Annotated in this window: 13 protein-coding genes; 4 read left to right on the forward strand and 9 right to left on the reverse strand. The window is 46.0% G+C overall.

Annotated features, from left to right (window positions below):
* From A7K50_RS03000 to A7K50_RS03015, 4 genes are all read right to left on the reverse strand, one after another.
* Complete coding sequence (locus A7K50_RS03000) at window positions 1-1,566, reverse strand: NAD(P)H-hydrate dehydratase (protein ID WP_119774547.1); 1,566 nt, start codon at window positions 1,564-1,566, stop codon at window positions 1-3.
* Between the two features lie 116 nt (window positions 1,567-1,682).
* A complete protein-coding gene (locus A7K50_RS03005; protein ID WP_119774548.1) occupies window positions 1,683-2,039 on the reverse strand; it encodes a holo-ACP synthase in 357 nt (118 codons plus the stop codon).
* 71 nt (window positions 2,040-2,110) lie between these two features.
* Entirely contained in the window at window positions 2,111-3,418 is a 1,308-nt protein-coding gene (locus A7K50_RS03010; RefSeq protein ID WP_119774549.1) for a histidine kinase, read from the reverse strand.
* Between the two features lie 21 nt (window positions 3,419-3,439).
* Window positions 3,440-4,045 (reverse strand): TrkA C-terminal domain-containing protein, encoded by a 606-nt coding sequence (locus tag A7K50_RS03015; RefSeq protein WP_119774550.1) that lies wholly within the window; start codon window positions 4,043-4,045, stop codon window positions 3,440-3,442.
* Between the two features lie 329 nt (window positions 4,046-4,374).
* On the opposite strand from A7K50_RS03015, the gene eam reads away from it, so the two are divergent.
* Complete coding sequence (gene eam, locus A7K50_RS03020; protein ID WP_119774551.1) at window positions 4,375-5,637, forward strand: glutamate 2,3-aminomutase; 1,263 nt, start codon at window positions 4,375-4,377, stop codon at window positions 5,635-5,637.
* 11 nt (window positions 5,638-5,648) lie between these two features.
* Here the strand turns inward: eam and A7K50_RS03025 are convergent, their stop codons facing one another.
* The 4 genes from A7K50_RS03025 to amrA all read right to left on the reverse strand — a co-directional run bounded on the left by A7K50_RS03025 (window position 5,649) and on the right by amrA (window position 10,675).
* Complete coding sequence (locus A7K50_RS03025; RefSeq protein WP_119774552.1) at window positions 5,649-6,581, reverse strand: TIGR01212 family radical SAM protein; 933 nt, start codon at window positions 6,579-6,581, stop codon at window positions 5,649-5,651.
* 316 nt (window positions 6,582-6,897) lie between these two features.
* Entirely contained in the window at window positions 6,898-8,160 is a 1,263-nt protein-coding gene (locus A7K50_RS03030; RefSeq protein ID WP_119774553.1) for an ammonium transporter, read from the reverse strand.
* A 283-nt stretch (window positions 8,161-8,443) separates the two neighbouring features.
* On the reverse strand, window positions 8,444-9,391 hold the full coding sequence (gene amrS, locus A7K50_RS03035) for an AmmeMemoRadiSam system radical SAM enzyme (RefSeq protein WP_119774554.1): 948 nt from the start codon (window positions 9,389-9,391) through the stop codon (window positions 8,444-8,446).
* A 21-nt stretch (window positions 9,392-9,412) separates the two neighbouring features.
* Window positions 9,413-10,675 (reverse strand): AmmeMemoRadiSam system protein A, encoded by a 1,263-nt coding sequence (gene amrA, locus A7K50_RS03040; protein ID WP_119774555.1) that lies wholly within the window; start codon window positions 10,673-10,675, stop codon window positions 9,413-9,415.
* A 352-nt stretch (window positions 10,676-11,027) separates the two neighbouring features.
* Here amrA and A7K50_RS03045 point away from each other — a divergent pair, with 352 nt between their 5' ends.
* Window positions 11,028-13,124, forward strand: a complete 2,097-nt coding sequence (locus A7K50_RS03045) for a glutamine synthetase III (protein WP_119774556.1) — start codon at window positions 11,028-11,030, stop codon at window positions 13,122-13,124.
* Between the two features lie 125 nt (window positions 13,125-13,249).
* On the opposite strand, the gene A7K50_RS03050 is transcribed toward A7K50_RS03045, so the two are convergent.
* On the reverse strand, window positions 13,250-13,768 hold the full coding sequence (locus A7K50_RS03050) for a DUF2179 domain-containing protein (RefSeq protein ID WP_119774557.1): 519 nt from the start codon (window positions 13,766-13,768) through the stop codon (window positions 13,250-13,252).
* A 267-nt stretch (window positions 13,769-14,035) separates the two neighbouring features.
* On the opposite strand from A7K50_RS03050, the gene A7K50_RS03055 reads away from it, so the two are divergent.
* Together A7K50_RS03055 and A7K50_RS03060 are read left to right on the forward strand one after the other, a co-directional pair.
* The gene (locus A7K50_RS03055; RefSeq protein WP_119774558.1) at window positions 14,036-15,181 is read left to right on the forward strand and encodes a hydrogenase small subunit; all 1,146 of its coding nucleotides are present in this window, start codon (window positions 14,036-14,038) and stop codon (window positions 15,179-15,181) included.
* A gap of 22 nt (window positions 15,182-15,203) precedes the next feature.
* Window positions 15,204-16,901: a nickel-dependent hydrogenase large subunit gene (locus A7K50_RS03060; protein WP_119774559.1), complete on the forward strand. Its 1,698-nt coding sequence runs from the start codon at window positions 15,204-15,206 to the stop codon at window positions 16,899-16,901.
* Window positions 16,902-16,926: the final 25 nt, after the last annotated feature.

The raw sequence follows: 16,926 nt of genomic DNA on the forward strand, positions 1-16,926 counted from the left end.
TCACTGCTCTATCTCTTTTCTGACCCTCGGGAGGCAATCAGCTACTTCCGAAGCTGTGAAACCTGATAAACCAAACTGATCCTTTAAAACATCTCCAGCCTTGCCGTGAAGATAAACCCCCATGCAAGCCGCCCCTAACGGAGGGACACCCTGGGCAATCCAGGACATAATACTTCCGGTCAGTACATCCCCTGTGCCGCCTGTGCCAAGTCCTGCATTACCTGTCGGATTCAGAAAAACTCTGCCGTCCGGCGAAGCAACGACCGAACCTGCGCCTTTCAGGACAACAATGGCACCCCATTCCAGGGCTTTGGCCAGTGCTATCTTCAAGCGGTTTTCCTGAACCTCGTCAATTGAACAGCCGCATAAGCGAGCCATTTCCCCAGGATGAGGCGTCAGAATAAGATTGCCTCTTCCTTTCCTTAAGCTGAGTACATCCGGTTCGCGAGAAATTAGATTCAACGCGTCTGCATCCAGAACTACCGGTACATCGGTCTCTATCAGTATATTTTTTATGACATTAAGAAATGACCCCGTTTGCCTGAGTCCGGGACCTGCTGCACAAGCGTCAGCTCCTTGTAACCGCTCCTGAATGACCGGCCAGGCATTGACGCTTAACATCTCATAATCCTTTGCTGGCCAAACCGTAGCTTCAATGACTCCCAAATCGACCGTCTCAGCAATCGCTTCAGGGGTAACGATCTGAAGAAGCCCTGCCCCGCAGCGTAGAGCCGACTTTCCTGCCAGGATGACAGCCCCGCTCATTCCAAGCGATCCGCCAATCAGAACCGCCCGGCCATGCGTACCTTTATGGCCCATTATGTGTCTTACTGGAATCAAAGGCCGGATGACTTCATCCGTCAATAGATAGGCAAATATTTTTTCTTCGCCTATCACTTTTTCGGGAATTGAAATTTGGTCAATGACCAGCCTTCCTGTATAGATTAATCCTTCTCCAAGAAAATGTCCAAGCTTTGGTAAGCCAAATGTAACTGTCACATCTCCTTCTACTGCAATCGTATGAACTTTCCCCGTATCTGCTTCCAGACCGCTGGGAATATCGACACAAACCACTGGCATGTCGGCTTTGTTTAAGTCTTCAATAAAACCTGCTAGGGATTCCGGAATTTCTCCTTGAAAGCCTGTTCCATACAGCGCATCAACAGCGACCTGAGACTGCATCAGGGCAAGCTTGAATAGACGAAGCTGTTTTTCGTCTTCGACAGGAATAATCTTTTCCCCCATTTTCTGGAACAATTCATAATTCAGCTTGGCATCCCCTTGAAGCTCAGTAGGATTTGCGAAAAGAAAAACGGTCACTTCCATCCCCAATACACAGAGATGCCTGGCCACTGCCAGACCGTCACCGCCATTATTGCCTTTTCCGGCAAGAATAACTGCCCTCAAACCGTGAAGCGACTTCTTTTCGTCCTTCAGCAAAATAATCTTTATTTCCCTTACCACTGCCAACGCGGCATTCTCCATAAGAATTGCCCCGGGGATTCCAAAATGATTGATTGCGTTGGAATCAATGCTGCGCATTTGTCCGGCACTTACAATACGCATTTTTCTATCCTCCTCGGAAAAACTTTTCCTACTCATTATAATGAACACAGCCTAGAACCTTGTCAACTTCAAAATGAATGTTGGTTGCTGTCTAATATTTGGGGTACCAACAATATCTATTCCAGAATAACAGATGCTATGGCCGTATCTTTACTGTGAGAGAGGCTTATTCGGACTGTCTCAGCTCCTCTCAACCGTGCTGCAGCCTGTGCCCTTTCACTCAAATATACAACTGGTTCTCCCACTTCATTCCTCAAGATCTCAATATCATGCCAGCTAAGACCCCTGAGTCCGATTCCCAGTGCCTTAAGCACCGCTTCTTTGCCTGCAAACCTAGCAGCTAGGGAAGACACATGTTTTTTTGATAGTTCGGTCAGTTCCCTATCGGTAAACAGTCTGGCAACCAGTTTCGAATGTCTCCGGCAGGCCTGCTCAAATCTGGCTATTTCAATAATATCTATACCTGGATACAAATGGACTTCCCCGTTTCTTCGTAAAATCAAATACCTTTTCTGTCCCCGGTACTAAGAATAGCGTCCTGAATTTAGGGTTCAGCAGAAGGCTGCTGTGGACTGATCTGCTTGTATGGAAGCCTCATTTCCGCAGTCGTCCCCTCACCTATTTTGCTTTCAATGTTTAATCCGTATTCTGAACCATATAAACCCTTTAGGCGGGCATGGACATTAGCGAGCCCTACACCATTGCCTGAACCTACACCGGGCAGCAGCACATCTTTTAGCCGGTCTTCTTCAATCCCCATCCCGTTATCAATGACTTCTACAAAAAGCTCGCTTTTACCATCTACCAGCCCGAGTTCCCTGACCCGGATCGTTACAACACCACTCGGCATGATCATAGGGGTAATCCCATGTTTGACCGCATTTTCAACTAGGGGTTGAATACTCAGTCTTGGCACCTCGGCATCCATCAGTGCCTTAGGAATTTCCAGCTTAATCTTCAGCTTTTTTCCAAAGCGGGCTTTTTCCAGCACAAAATAATTATTAACAAATTCCATCTCTTCCCGAAGCGAAATGAGTGCGCCTTTAGATTTTAAAGACTTTCGGAAAAATTCGGCAAGATGGATCAGCAGCCTTCTGGCCCGGTTAGGGTTGGTTCGACTGGTGGCAATAATTGTATTCAGAACATTAAAAAAGAAATGCGGATTGATTTGAGCTTGAAGCGCATCGAGTCTGGCTTCCATCGTCAGATTGGTCTGATGGTCCAGTTCAGCCACTTCCACCTGAAGGCTTAAAATCTGGCCCATACCAAGTGCAAGTCTGATCAGGTCAGGAGAAATATTTCCTCCCTTCGTTTCATAGAGCTTAAATGTTCCGACAACATTTCCTTTGCATACGAGCGGAACAATGACTGCCGCCGCCAAAGGACAGTCACACGTTTCCGACATCGGGCAGTTTAATTCTTCCTGCGTCTGAACAACTTTATATTTTGCAGTGTTTATGACCTCTCTGGTCGCTGCCGTCAGAATCTTATCGCCGGGATGGTGTCTGTCACAGCCTGCCCCAAGATAGGCAAGCTGTTTCTCACAATCGGTGATCGAGACTGCGGCCACCTGAGCAATCCCGTGAATGATTTTAGCAATGGCTTCGGCATTTTGTTTATTCAAACCACCGCGCAGGTAAGGAAGTGTTTCGTTAGCAATCTTTACACTCAGGTCTGCCCTGCTTAACGTCTGCTGCGGCACGACCTTTTTTTCTAAATTTTTCATATTCCAGAAGTAATATCCGGCATCAATTACCATAAAAACGGCCAATAGCAAAGCATTCTGTAAATAAAGGCCTAGGGAAATTTCAAGGGCTATGACCACAATAAGGATTATATTCTTATTTTTCATCGTCACATCTCCCCCAAAAAATTATTTTAATAAGCTCCGGACTTTTTTATTGCCATTCTCCGAGCTGACTACGAGAAGAATATCTCCTTCTTCGAGCAGAAAGTCGGCTTCAGGAGAAAAATTCTCATTACCGTTTCTGACAACCCCTACGACTGTTGCTCCAGTTTTTTCTCTGACTTTAAGTTCTCTCAGAGAACAGCCAATTGCGGATGATTCTGACTGGATTTTGAGTTCTTCGACATCATTCCAGCGAGAGATATATCGATCGGCATAGGTCGAAACTTTTGCAAGCAGCGCATCAATTTGCTTATCAATTTCCTTTCTCTGTTCCATCAGGCTTTTCAACTCGTCAATAAAGGCTTGAACCTCATTTTTTTGGTTAAAAGACTTTAAAAATTTTTCGGCCTCTATTCTGGAGTTTACAATAATACCAATACCTGGTTTAACCCTGACGATTCCTTCATGTTGAAGAATAGCAATTGCCCTGCGGATCGTCTCCGGAGAAACATTGAATCTTCCTGCCAGGGTCGATCTTCCGTGGATTTTTTCCTCTTCGCGGAACTCACCGAGAACAATAGCATGTGCAATCTCATTTGCAATTTCCTGATATTTGGCCTGTTCTAAGATAATCCCTTTCTTTCCTTGCTGATTTCAGATACTAAGCGGCCAATCATTCTATATCTTCTATGATGCACGCATCAAATTTTTTGCCTTTTACGTAATTCTACCCTAGGTAGTTGGGGAAGACAATCTTTTCTATAAAAAAGACCATTTCCAGGCAATATTGAAGTAGCGCCATACCCGCTAATATCTTTCCATTATTTGACTAAATCGGACATTTTAACCCTCTTGACACCCGACAACTTGCAATGATATGATTGGTTGGCAGTATAATTAAGTTACTTTATTCATAGTATGGAGGTTTTTTGTTATTAGCGTTTGGAGGAGGGATAAATATGGCAATCGAACTATATAGACCGCATCGTGATTATCATTATTTTTCTATAAAACGTGCCGAGGAATTAAAGGAACGAATTGAACCCTATCTGCAAAAAGCTAACCAGATACCTGCCGGACTTAATTTGACAGATTTATATTCTGCCCAAAAGGAAAGGATCCTTCAATACTTTGGGGCAACCCAGGAAATTTGGGATGACTGGCGGTGGCAAATGAGCCACAGGATCATGGATGTTAACACACTGGATTCTCTTTTTCCGTTAACCGAAGCTCAAAAAAATGAGATCTCAACAGTTGGCCGGATATACCGTTGGGCCGTATCACCGTATTACCTCAGTTTAATGGATTTTAGCAACCCTGAAGACCCCATCGTACTACAGGGTATACCCAAAATAGAAGAGCTTTTCGATAAGAGTGGAGAGGAAGATCCGATGGGAGAAGCCTTAACCTCTCCCGCTCCGTGTATTACCAGACGTTATCCAGACCGTTTGATCATTAACGTTACAAATATGTGCGGCATGTACTGCCGTCACTGCCAGCGCCGCCGCAATATCGGCGAAACGGACGGACATAAAGAAAAAGAAGATCTTAAAGCCGCTCTGGATTATATCCGTGAGAACCCAGAAATCCGGGATGTGCTGATCACAGGCGGGGATGCGCTTCTTTTAAGTGACCAGACCATCGAATGGCTGCTTGCTGAACTTCATAGTATTCCACATGTTGAAATTAAACGCCTTGGAACCAGGGTCCCTGTAACCCTACCGATGCGGATTACCGATGAACTTCTGGCCATACTTGCCAAATATCCGCCAATCTATATCAATACCCAGTTTAATCATCCGAAAGAAGTGACGCTGGAAGCTAAAAAAGCCGCAGATAAGCTTGTTTCTACCGGTGTTGTACTTGGCAACCAGGCCGTACTGCTTAAAGGCATTAATACGGACCCGGATGTCATGAAGAAAATGAATCAGGAATTGCTAAAAATTCGTGTTCGTCCCTACTATCTCTTTCATGCCAAAAATGTCAAAGGAACGCGGCATTTTATTCCGTCTATTCAGGAAGGGCTTACCGTTATGGAAGCCCTCAGAGGATTCACCTCCGGCCTGGCTGTTCCTACCTATATTATCAATGCACCAAAAGGAGGCGGCAAAACCCCGCTTCTCCCTCAATATCTTCTTTCCCTCGATGAGCACCAGGCTATTTTGAAGACATGGGAAGGGAAAATTGTTTATTATGAGAATCATTGCGCTGATGAAGGCTAAGTTAACCGCATTTACCAGGTTAGCGGGATTTTGGCGTTATAATGAATTCCTTGAAAGCTTCCTCTTCGTTCCATCTCTTGATCGATACCGTTTAAGACCTCCCATTTACGTCGGGTCCACATTGGGGCAATAACATCTTTGAGTGGTCCGTCACCCATGAGTCTGTGGATAATCATATGGGGAGGAAGAATCTCCAGAATATCGGCTACGAGGTCTATATATTCTTCTATTGAAAGCAGCTGAAGACCGCCCTGGGTGTAAAGATCAGCCAGCGGAGTCCCTCTTAAGATATGCAACGAATGAATCTTTACCCCCTGGATCGGGATTTGGCTGATCGCTTGTGCTGTCCTATACATTTCCTCCCGGGTTTCACAGGGCAGTCCCATAATGATATGGGCACAGACCCGGATATTCCTTTGTCTGAGCTTCTTCACACCCTCCAGGAAACAATCAAAATCATGTCCCCTGTTCAACCAGTCCAAGGTTTTGTCATGAACAGACTGCAGACCCAGTTCTACCCATAGATAGGTCTGTTTATTCAGGTTTTCCAGAACATTAAGGATTGCCTCGTTCAGACAATCCGGTCTGGTCGAGACTGATAAGCCGACGACATCTTCCAGTGCCAATGCTTCCCGGTATAAATTTTCCAGATAATCTTCAGGACCATAAGTCGCAGAAAACGATTGAAAATAAGCAATATATTTTGCTTTTAGCCATTTTTTTAGAGTCCTTTCCCGAACCTGGTTAAACTGTTCGTGAATGGACAGACCTCTTTGCCCTGCAAAATCGCCGGAACCTTTTTCACTGCAAAATATACAGCCCCCGTCACTTACCGTCCCATCCCGGTTTGGGCAGCTGAGACCTGCATCCAAAGATACTTTGATAACTTTTTCGCCGAAAAATTTGCGGAAATGTTCATTTAATGTATAATAGCGTTTGTTCATGTTCAGCCCCAGTTTTAACTTGCAATATCTTATCTCTTCTCTATGCCATGTGTTCAATAACTCTCTGTATCGTTGACTTGTCCGTGTCATATATACTTTTGTGTCTTTTCCTGTATCCTATTATAGCTTTAGTTGGTCTAAAACAAAACAACAATGGTAAGATCTGTAATTTATTTCCAATAAAACCAGAGACCGGAATCAAATGTATTTCCAGCTTAGAGGTGACATACTTTGAATTCCGGTCTCATTATCTTCATAAGATTACATCTGCTTATCATATTTTTAGGTCTGTACTTATAACGTCAATCTTGTTGCTTTATAAATTATAAATTGAATTTGCTGTTAATCCTTCAAAATCGGGATAAGCACTTTCTCCGTGTTGGGTCGTATCAAGACCGCTGACCTGTTCAGCGTCTGTAGCTGTAAGCGGAGTGATCGCTCCGATGGCTTTCAGCAGGATAAATGTTACCAGACCTGCGTATAAATATGTTGCCAGTACTGCGATGAGCTGTATGCCGACTTGATGGAAATCGCCAGTGTAGAACAGACCGTCTTTACCGAGAGGGTTAATTGCGGTTGTGCAAAAGATACCTGTCGCCAGAGCTCCCCAGGTTCCGCCGATTCCGTGGATGCCAAAGGCATCCAGCGCATCATCATAACCAAGCTTATCTTTAAGGATTGCAACTGCAAAGTAGCATAATCCGCCGGCTCCAAGGCCGATTACCATGGCGGAGGCGTTTGTTACATAGGCACAAGCAGGTGTTATGGCTACTAGCCCTGCAACAGCTCCGGAAATCGCCCCCAGGACAGTTGGCTTTCCACGATGCAGTTTTTCTGCAACGACCCAGCCCAAAAGCCCTAAAGCGGCCGCAATAAATGTTGTCACAAAAGCAATTACTGCAATTCCGTCAGCCGCCAGTTCACTGCCTGCGTTAAAGCCAAACCAGCCAAACCATAACAGGGCGCCGCCCAGAATCACGTAAGGAATATTATGCGGAATGGTCGGATCTGTGGACTTATTAATGCGTTTTCCGATCACAAGTGCTGCAATCAGACCGGAGAAACCTGAACTGATATGAACGACAGTACCGCCGGCAAAATCAAGTGCACCTAAATTTCCAAGCCAGCCGCCGCCCCATACCCAGTGCGCGATCGGAACGTACACCAGTAAACTCCAGAAACTCATCAGTAAAACAAATGCGGGAAAACGCAAGCGTTCGGCAGTCGCACCGGTCATCAAAGCCGGTGTCAGAATTGCAAACATCATCTGGAAAACCATGAAAAGAAGATGTGGAATTGTAGCACCTTCAGTTCTTGGCTCCAGCCCTACACCCTTCAGCATTAGATGGTCAAGACCGCCGATGACTGAACCGATATCTGGTCCAAAAGCAAGCGAATAACCTAAAACTACCCAGATAACTGTTACAACACCCATCGCGATAATACTTTGCATCATCATGGATAAAACATGGCGTTTTTTAACCAGTCCTCCGTAAAAAAAGGCCAGACCGGGTGTCATTAACATAACAAGTGCAGTGGAAATAATCATAAAACCGATATCCCCAGTTGTGTAATTCATTTTCTTCTCCTCCTTAGTTTCTTGGTGTATTTCTTATAGGTTTATAGATAGTTTGATACAAGCCTTTACCTACGCGCGACGACTAATAAAAAAAGCCCCAAAAAAGTATTGCACTTTTTTGAGGCCCCGTTGCCTAATTGACTTGTGTATAACAAACGATCTATCTGTACTATATTATCCGGAAACCAATCTGTAAAGAGGTTTTTTGTTTAAATAATGTATACATTCCTGTATACATTCTTCAATATTACGCATACCTGGTTAACCCTAAACCTGTCATTGGTCATAAGAGTCCAACTCCCCAGATATCCCGGCCGCAGTGCCCGCATTTCCCTTCCGTGGTTTTCATGGTCACCCAAAGGTCTCTGGTGATGACTTCCTGCCCGCATTGCGGACAATAGGTCGTATTTCCTCCTGCCATATTCCCGAGGTATACATAGGGCAGGGTTTCTTTGGCCAGCGTCCATAGTTTTTTTAATTTCTTTTCATCAGTTGCCGGTATTTTGCTTTTATGCATAGGATGATATTTGCTCAAATGCCACGCCAGCGGAGTATTTAGACCGGATAGCCATTTGGCCAGCGTCTTAATTTCCTGTGGACTGTCATTTAAGTTCGGGATAACGAGCGTTGTAATCTCGGTATGAACGTTTGGCACCAGCGTTTCAACTGTTTTTAATACCCACTCCAGTTTCCCTCCGGTGTATTTCTCGTAGAATTCCGGAGTGAATCCTTTAATATCAATATTGACCGCATCGAGGTATGGCATCAGATATTCGAGGTATTTCTGTTCGATAATCCCATTGGATACCAGAACAACCTTCCCTCCCCATTCTTTAATAAGAGGAGCTGTCTCCAAGATCATTTCGTACCAGACCAGAGGCTCCGTATACGTAAAACAAATCCCGATGGACGGGTCTTCCGTGGCCATTTCCGTCAACTGCTTCGGGAAAATCCGGCGGCCCTGCTCATATTTCTGGGAAATCTCATAGTTCTGGCAAAAGAAGCAGTGCAGGTTGCAGCCATAGCCGCCGACCGAGAATATCTGCCTTCCCGGGTAGAAATGATAAAGAGGTTTTTTCTCCACAGGATCAAGATGAAACGCAGCGACTTCAGCAAAAGTCAGTGGTATGATTTCACCATTTTGGCACCCTCTGACCTTACAAAATCCAGACTGGCCTTCTTTAAGTTTACAGTGATGCGGACATAGCGGACATTCAGAAAATCCTGCCATATGCTTCATCCCTCTTTCCTGTTATTCAAAAAAACGTTCGACTTCAAAACGCCAGAGTTCGACATCCTCCCCCGGCTCAATACCAGCTTTCTGTTTGGCTATTCCGACCTGTTCCTCAGCCTTATCAATCCCTTCAAGATGAGGCAGCAACAACCCGACCTTTCCACCCCGGCGTACGATTACCCCGTAACGCTGAGGATCCAGTTCTTCAGGCCCAGTAATCTTCTCCGTGTCTCCAAGAACATCGACAGATACAGATATTAAGGGCAGTTCTTCCGGTTGGACCGGCCAAAAGCGTGGATCCTGGGTACCTGCTGCTATGGCGTTATGTCTAATCTCTGAAGCCAGGTCTTCTCTTACCGGTTGGATCGTGCCAATGCAGCCCCGCAAAGTCCCATCCTTTTTAAGGGAAACAAAGCAGCCTTTCTTTTCTTTCAGTAGAGGATCTCCAGGAATATTTAACCTGTCAAAAGGCTGGGATGTAAGATAGTAAGTCAGGCATTCCCTGGCATAGCCGGCAATCGGTGAAGAACGGAAGATCTCAGCAATGAGGTAACCTACACCAAATGGTCCTTCATAGGAGAGAACCTTAATCGCGCCTTCTCTCGCCCCGAGTGCAAACAGCAGAGAATGATAACCGCACTGAGCTGCTTCATCCAAGAGACTTGCGGGAATCGCCCTAAGCAGCGTCGTGTCTCTTTTCAGTCCTTTGACTATAAGCTGGTCCAGTTTGGGGCCGGAAGGGTGGGACCCATAAGGCCCGTCTTCTTTGAGCCGGTGGGAAAGGTCACCGCTTGCAATCAAGGCGCAGCATTCGGCTGCATCATTTAAAATTTGGCCAACTTTTTGTCCGTAATGTTCCGGACGGATCATCGGCATGCTTAAGACAACGATCTTTCCGGACCATCCGGCTTGATGAAGAAAGTAAAGCGGGATGAGTGAACCATGATCGAGCTCTGCCCGAACAGGAAAAGCATCAGGAATCTTTTCCCTGATGTTCTCTACCAGCTGTTGATCCGTTTCAAAGCTCAAATTCACCTGCCCAGCCCCAAAACGGCTAAAACTCCCAGAAAGCGTCTCGCCGCTTAAATACGCCAAACCCTGCTCAGCCAGCGGCGCATGGGGGGATACAATCAGGATCGTCTCCGTATTCATCTTGATGACTTGCTGAACAAGCGTCCTATAAGCATCTACTGTTTGCTGACAACCTTTTTCTTCGCCATGCCCGACCTCAGGCACAAGAATCGGAGGATGAGGAACAAATCCCACATAGACAAGACTCATAGCAATACCCCCTTAGTTTCTGGTATATTGAGAATTAAAAATTCATTTTATCTATGATTAATTTTTTTATATATTTTCTTTTTATATGCACATTTATCCTGCCATTGCTTCTATTTGGATTGGATTAATTATTATCCGAATATATTTTGTATACATCGGAATAAACACTTGTTATTTCTAAAAAAGTATGTTAACTTTTTGATATATTTTTATAGGTAATTTGAGCAAAGATGCTTATTCCTCGATCAAACGCTTTGAGGTCTAAGTTTGTTTTTGCTTTTTTTGCTTTTTATGGTTATTTAACTATTTACCATTATCTAATATCTAAATTCTGAAGGGAGATTTCGAAACAATGGATATCTTTGCAATGAACGTTTTTAACGATGCCGTCATGAGGGAACGGCTGCCCAAAGCAACCTACAAAGCTTTGAAAAAAACAATTGAGGACGGGAAAGCGCTGGACCCCGATGTTGCAGAAATCGTTGCAAATGCAATGAAAGACTGGGCGATTGAAAAAGGAGCTACCCACTATACCCACTGGTTCCAGCCGATGACAGGACTCACTGCGGAGAAGCATGACTCGTTTATTTCTCCGACTGCCGACGGCAAAGTCATTATGGAGTTTTCCGGCAAAGAACTGATCAAAGGCGAACCTGACGCGTCTTCTTTCCCAAGCGGCGGCATTAGAGCTACGTTTGAGGCCAGAGGCTATACTGCCTGGGACTGCACCTCTCCGGCTTTTGCCAGAGAAGAGAAAAACGGCAACGTCACGCTGACGATTCCCACAGTATTCTATTCGTATACCGGTGAAGTTCTCGACAAAAAAATTCCGCTTTTGCGCTCTATGGAAGCACTCTCCAAACAAGCAGTAAGACTGTTAAAATTATTTGGCAATACGACAGCAACCCGGGTCATTTCTACGGTCGGACCCGAGCAGGAATACTTTCTGATTGATAAAAGTTTTTTTGATGCCAGAATGGATTTAGTCCTTACCGGCAGAACACTCTTTGGCGCTCCTCCGGCTAAGGGCCAGGAAATGGAAGACCATTACTTCGGCAGCATCAAAGAGCGCATTGCTGCCTTTATGAAAGAATTGAATGAAGAACTCTGGAAGTTAGGCGTTTTGGCTAAAACGCAGCACAACGAAGTTGCTCCTGGCCAGTTTGAAATTGCCCCAATTTTCTCGACAACCAATGTTTCTACCGACCATAACCAACTGGTCATGGATACTTTGAAAAAGGTTGCCTTGCATCATGATCTGGTCTGCCTGCTTCATGAGAAACCGTTTGCAGGCGTCAATGGTTCCGGGAAACACAATAACTGGTCCATGAGCACCAATGATGGACAGAATCTGCTTGATCCGGGAAATACCCCGCACGATAACGCTCAGTTCTTAACTTTCCTTTGTGCTGTCATTAAAGCTGTGGACGAATACTCCGAACTGCTCAGGGTGTCCGCCGCCAACCCTGGAAACGACCACCGTCTCGGTGCGAATGAGGCTCCCCCGGCGATCATTTCCATGTTCCTCGGCGACATGCTGACGGATATTGTCGAACAAATCCAAAATAACGGCGGTGCTGTATCATCCAAACCAAATGGCACTTTGACAGTCGGCGTGTCCACGCTTCCGGAAATTCCAAAGGATAACTCCGACCGCAACCGGACTTCACCGTTTGCCTTTACCGGAAATAAATTTGAGTTCCGCATGGTTCCTTCCAGTGCATCCATTGCTGGTCCGAACATGGTCCTAAACACGATTGTCGCTGAAAGTATTTGCCAGATTGCCGATAAGCTTGAAAAGGCTGCCGATTTTAACAGCGAACTGCAGGCCCTCTTGAAAGAAATTCTGGTCAAACACAATCGTATCATCTTCAATGGCAACAACTATTCCGAAGACTGGGTCGTAGAAGCAGAAAAACGCGGTCTGCCGAACATCAAATCCATGGTGGAAGCTTTGGAGCACTTCATTGATGAGAAGTGTGTTAATGTGTTCGAGAAACACGGTGTATTGAGCAAACAGGAAGTTCATTCCCGCTACGAGATTTTGCTGGAACAATACAGCAAAACGATCAATATCGAAGCCAAAACGATGATTGATATGGCTAACAGGCTGATTCTTCCCGCAGCTGCAAAATATGTAGCTGACCTTGCCGGGTCCGTACAAAGTGTTAAAGCTGCTGTAGTTGCTGCGGACACCTCCGCGCAGGAAGAAGTCATTAAAGAAGTATCCTCGGCTTTAGGTTCCTTTAAAGCCAAAACTGTAGCTTTGGAAAAAGCGGTCCTAGGTGCGTCCGACGTTGAAGATGTCCATGCCAATGCGGTTTGCTACCGTGACATCGTCTTTGCCGCGATGAATGAATTGAGGATCTATGGGGATAAGCTTGAAACACTTGTTGACGCGGAGCTTTGGCCGTTGCCGACTTATGCGGAAATGCTGTTCCTCATTTAATCCATACCCTTCAGAAAAAAATAGCAGAGGAGAGGGCATCAGCCCTCTCCTCTGCTATTTTATTGATTATATTCTTATCGTCGTTGCCCACATCAGCTTTGCAGGCCATTTACTGTCTTAACATCTTACCGTCGGCCGGCCCAAAACCCCCCATGAAAATTCTTAGGTTCCTGGAAGAATACAAACGCGCTTGGGCAGGAATCATTAACAATATTCAAAAGTTCTTTTTGCCGGTTTCTTTTGGCCAGAACCAACATCAGGAGGCGTTTCCCGTCGCGGCCTTCCCCGGTCCAGGTCGTAACGCCAAATCCTTTCTTACGCAATAATTTGGGAAGCGTCTCATCGAGCGAATCAACAATGACCTCTGCAGTCATGTACCCGAGAGCAAGTCTTTCCTCGATCCTGCTTCCCAGATACACTCCGATCCCATAGCCGATGCAATACGCTGCGATGTTCCAGTAACTGTCCAGGTTTTTCAGTATAATAGACAATCCGGCAATGTACACGAGCACTTCGATCATGGACAGCATGGAAGCATACTCCTTTAAGCCCTTGATCACAAGGATAAACCGTACCGTTGTCAGTGATACGTACGTAATATTAATAGCCGTGATCAGCAGAACAAATAGGACTGCTTGATTCATTCTTATCACCAATCTTCTTTTTCAGACTGGATATTTCTTTGATATTATTATGATCTATTTAAGGGTAATTCTACTCTGCTGTTCCGAATTTTTCTGAGTTGCTGTTTTTCACTCACATTGCCGGCTATCTCCTGCGTATTACAAAATACCTGTATATGTAAAGAAATGTATAAAATATGCTATGGAACACACAATAATGATGAATTAGCAAAAGACCGGCTTTTTTTCATTCAGTAGCCAATTATACTATGTCGGGAGGGGAAAATATTGAAAAAGGGCAGCTATTATGACTGGGCCCGCCAGAAAGGAATATCCCGGCGGGACTTTTTAAGGTTCTGTGCCATGACTGCAGCAATGCTGGGACTCGATGCAACCGCTGTCCCCAGAATTGTGGAAGCTTTGGAAAACAAGTCACGCCCACCTGTCATTTATCTAAATCTGCAGGAATGCACCTGCTGCGGCGAGTCTTTCATCCGGTCCGCCCATCCTTTGTTTTCGGACCTGATCTTCAATATGATTTCCCTTGATTATATGGAGACGCTGCAGGCCGCAGCCGGAACACAGGCAGAGTCTGTCCGTCTGAAAACAATGCAGGAACATTACGGGGAATATATTCTGGTAGTCGAAGGCAGTGCCACACTGGCAGAGGGCGGCATTTACTGTACCATCGGCGGAATGACTGCCAACGAGCTTCTGAAGGAATGTGCCGATGGAGCAGCTGCCGTGATAGCGTATGGCTCCTGTGCGACTAACGCCTGTGTCCAGGGGGCACACCCCAATCCAACACAGGCTGTACCGATTCGGAGAATTGTCAAGAACAAGCCAGTCATTGACGTTCCCGGATGTCCGCCCATTGCTGAAGTCATCACCGGTACAATCGTTCATTACCTGACATTTGGGAAAATCCCGGAATTAACGAGCCTGGGCCGTCCTAAAGCCTTTTACTCCAAACGTGTCCATGACGGCTGCACCCGCCGGGCCTTCTTTGATGCCGGCCAGTTTGTTGAGCGCTTCGATGACGAAGGTGCCAGAAAAGGCTGGTGCCTGTATAAAGTTGGCTGCAAAGGCCCAGTCGCCTATAATGCCTGCGCCGTAACGGAATGGAATGACGGAGTCAGCTTTCCTGTTAAATCGGGACACCCTTGTATGGCCTGTTCCGAGAATAATTGGTATGATTCCAGCACGCCTTTTTATGCTCACCTGGCTGAGATCCCCAATCAGGCCATCGGCGGCAACCCTGACCATATCGGTCTTGCCGCTTTAGGTGTGGCCGGTCTGGGTGTTGTTGCCCATGGGGGAATTACGGCCGCTGCCAAAGGGCGTGGGAAAAAGAACCACCCGAACAGAAGTACGGATACTGAACAAAGAAGACAAGTAACTAAGAAGACTAAGACGAATGATAAAGAAGACTAATGCAGAAAGGTTTTGAATCTCAATGACAACAAGAATTGTTGTGGATCCTGTCACCCGGATCGAAGGTCATTTACGCATTGAAGCCATTGTTGACGGGACAAAGATCAGTGATGCTGTCAGCTCAGGAACAACATTTAGAGGAATTGAGAAGATTGTCGAAAACAGAGATCCACGTGATGTCTGGGCATTTGTCCAACGAATTTGCGGTGTTTGCACGCACATTCATGCGATTGCTTCCGTGCGGGCAGTGGAAGATGCCTTGGATTATTCGATCCCGAAAAATGCCAACTACATACGCAATATCATGACGCTGACCCAATTTACCCAGGATCATGTGATTCATTTTTATCATTTGCATGGTTTTGACTGGATTGATGTCTTAAGCGCATTAAAGGCTGATCCTAAAGCAACAAGCAGTCTGGCCATGTCCATCTCCTCGTGGCCTAATTCTTCCGAGGGTTACTTCAGGGATATGCAAAACAAAGTTAAGAATATTGTCCAAAGCGGTCAGCTTGGTATTTTTGCCAATGCTTACTGGGGTCATCCAGCTTATCGCTTGCCTCCGGAAGCCAATCTAATGGGAGTCGCACATTACCTGGAAGCATTAAGCTGGCAAAAGGAAATTGCCAAAGTCCATACTGTGTTCGGAGGGAAAAATCCGCACCCAAACTATCTGGTTGGCGGGCATGCTTCGACCATCAATCTTGATGACGTTCATGTTCTGAATATGGAACGCCTGAATCTTGTAAAAACGAAGATTGATGAAGCCCAAACGTTTGTCAACCAGGTCCTTATTCCAGATATTTTGGCCATTGCTGGCTTTTACAAAAAAGACCTTTGGGGAGGCGGAATCGGCAACTTCCTGGCCTACGGCGGCGTACCGCTCGTCGATATCCATGAACCGGATAGCTACCTTTTCCCGCGCGGAATCGTCCTCAACAGGGACTTGAGCAAAGTCTATGATCTTGATCTAAAGGATCCAAGCCATATTCAAGAATTTGTATCTCACTCGTGGTATCAATACGAGGATAAGGATGCCGGGCTTCACCCGTGGCAGGGGCAGACGGATCCAGCGTATGACGGGCCCAAACCACCTTATCACAATTTGGATGAATCAAAAAAATACAGCTGGATCAAAACACCGCGCTGGCAGGGCCATGCGATGGAAGTCGGCCCGCTGGCCCGCTCCGTGGTTGCTTATGCCAAGGGCAATAAGGAAATCAAGGAAATGGTCGATAGCTCCCTGCGGAAACTGGACCTTCCGCTCACTGCTTTGTTTTCAACGCTCGGACGAACGCTGGCCAGAGCACTGGAAGCAAAATTTTGCGCCGATCAACTCGCCGGTTTTTATGCGGATCTAATCGCTAATATTAAAGCCGGTGACACACAAACCTTCAATCCTGAAAAATGGGAACCCAGCCGCTGGCCAACAGAAGCCCAGGGTGTCGGCTGGGCTGAGGCCCCGCGGGGAGCTCTGGCTCACTGGATTAAGATCCGCGGCGGCAAGGTGGAAAGCTATCAGGCGGTTGTGCCGACAACCTGGAATGCCTCACCGCGGGATGCTACAGGACAAAAAGGTCCATATGAGGCATCTCTGCTCGACACACCAGTCGCCGCTACCGACCAGCCCCTGGAACTGCTCCGGACCATTCACTCATTTGACCCCTGTATCGCCTGCGCAGCACACCTGATAACACCACAAGGAAAACTATTATGCTAGGGAAAATCTAGGGGCCACAATATCT

This window comes from Dehalobacter sp. MCB1 (assembly GCF_003590275.1).
In the GTDB taxonomy this organism is placed as follows: domain Bacteria; phylum Bacillota; class Desulfitobacteriia; order Desulfitobacteriales; family Syntrophobotulaceae; genus Dehalobacter.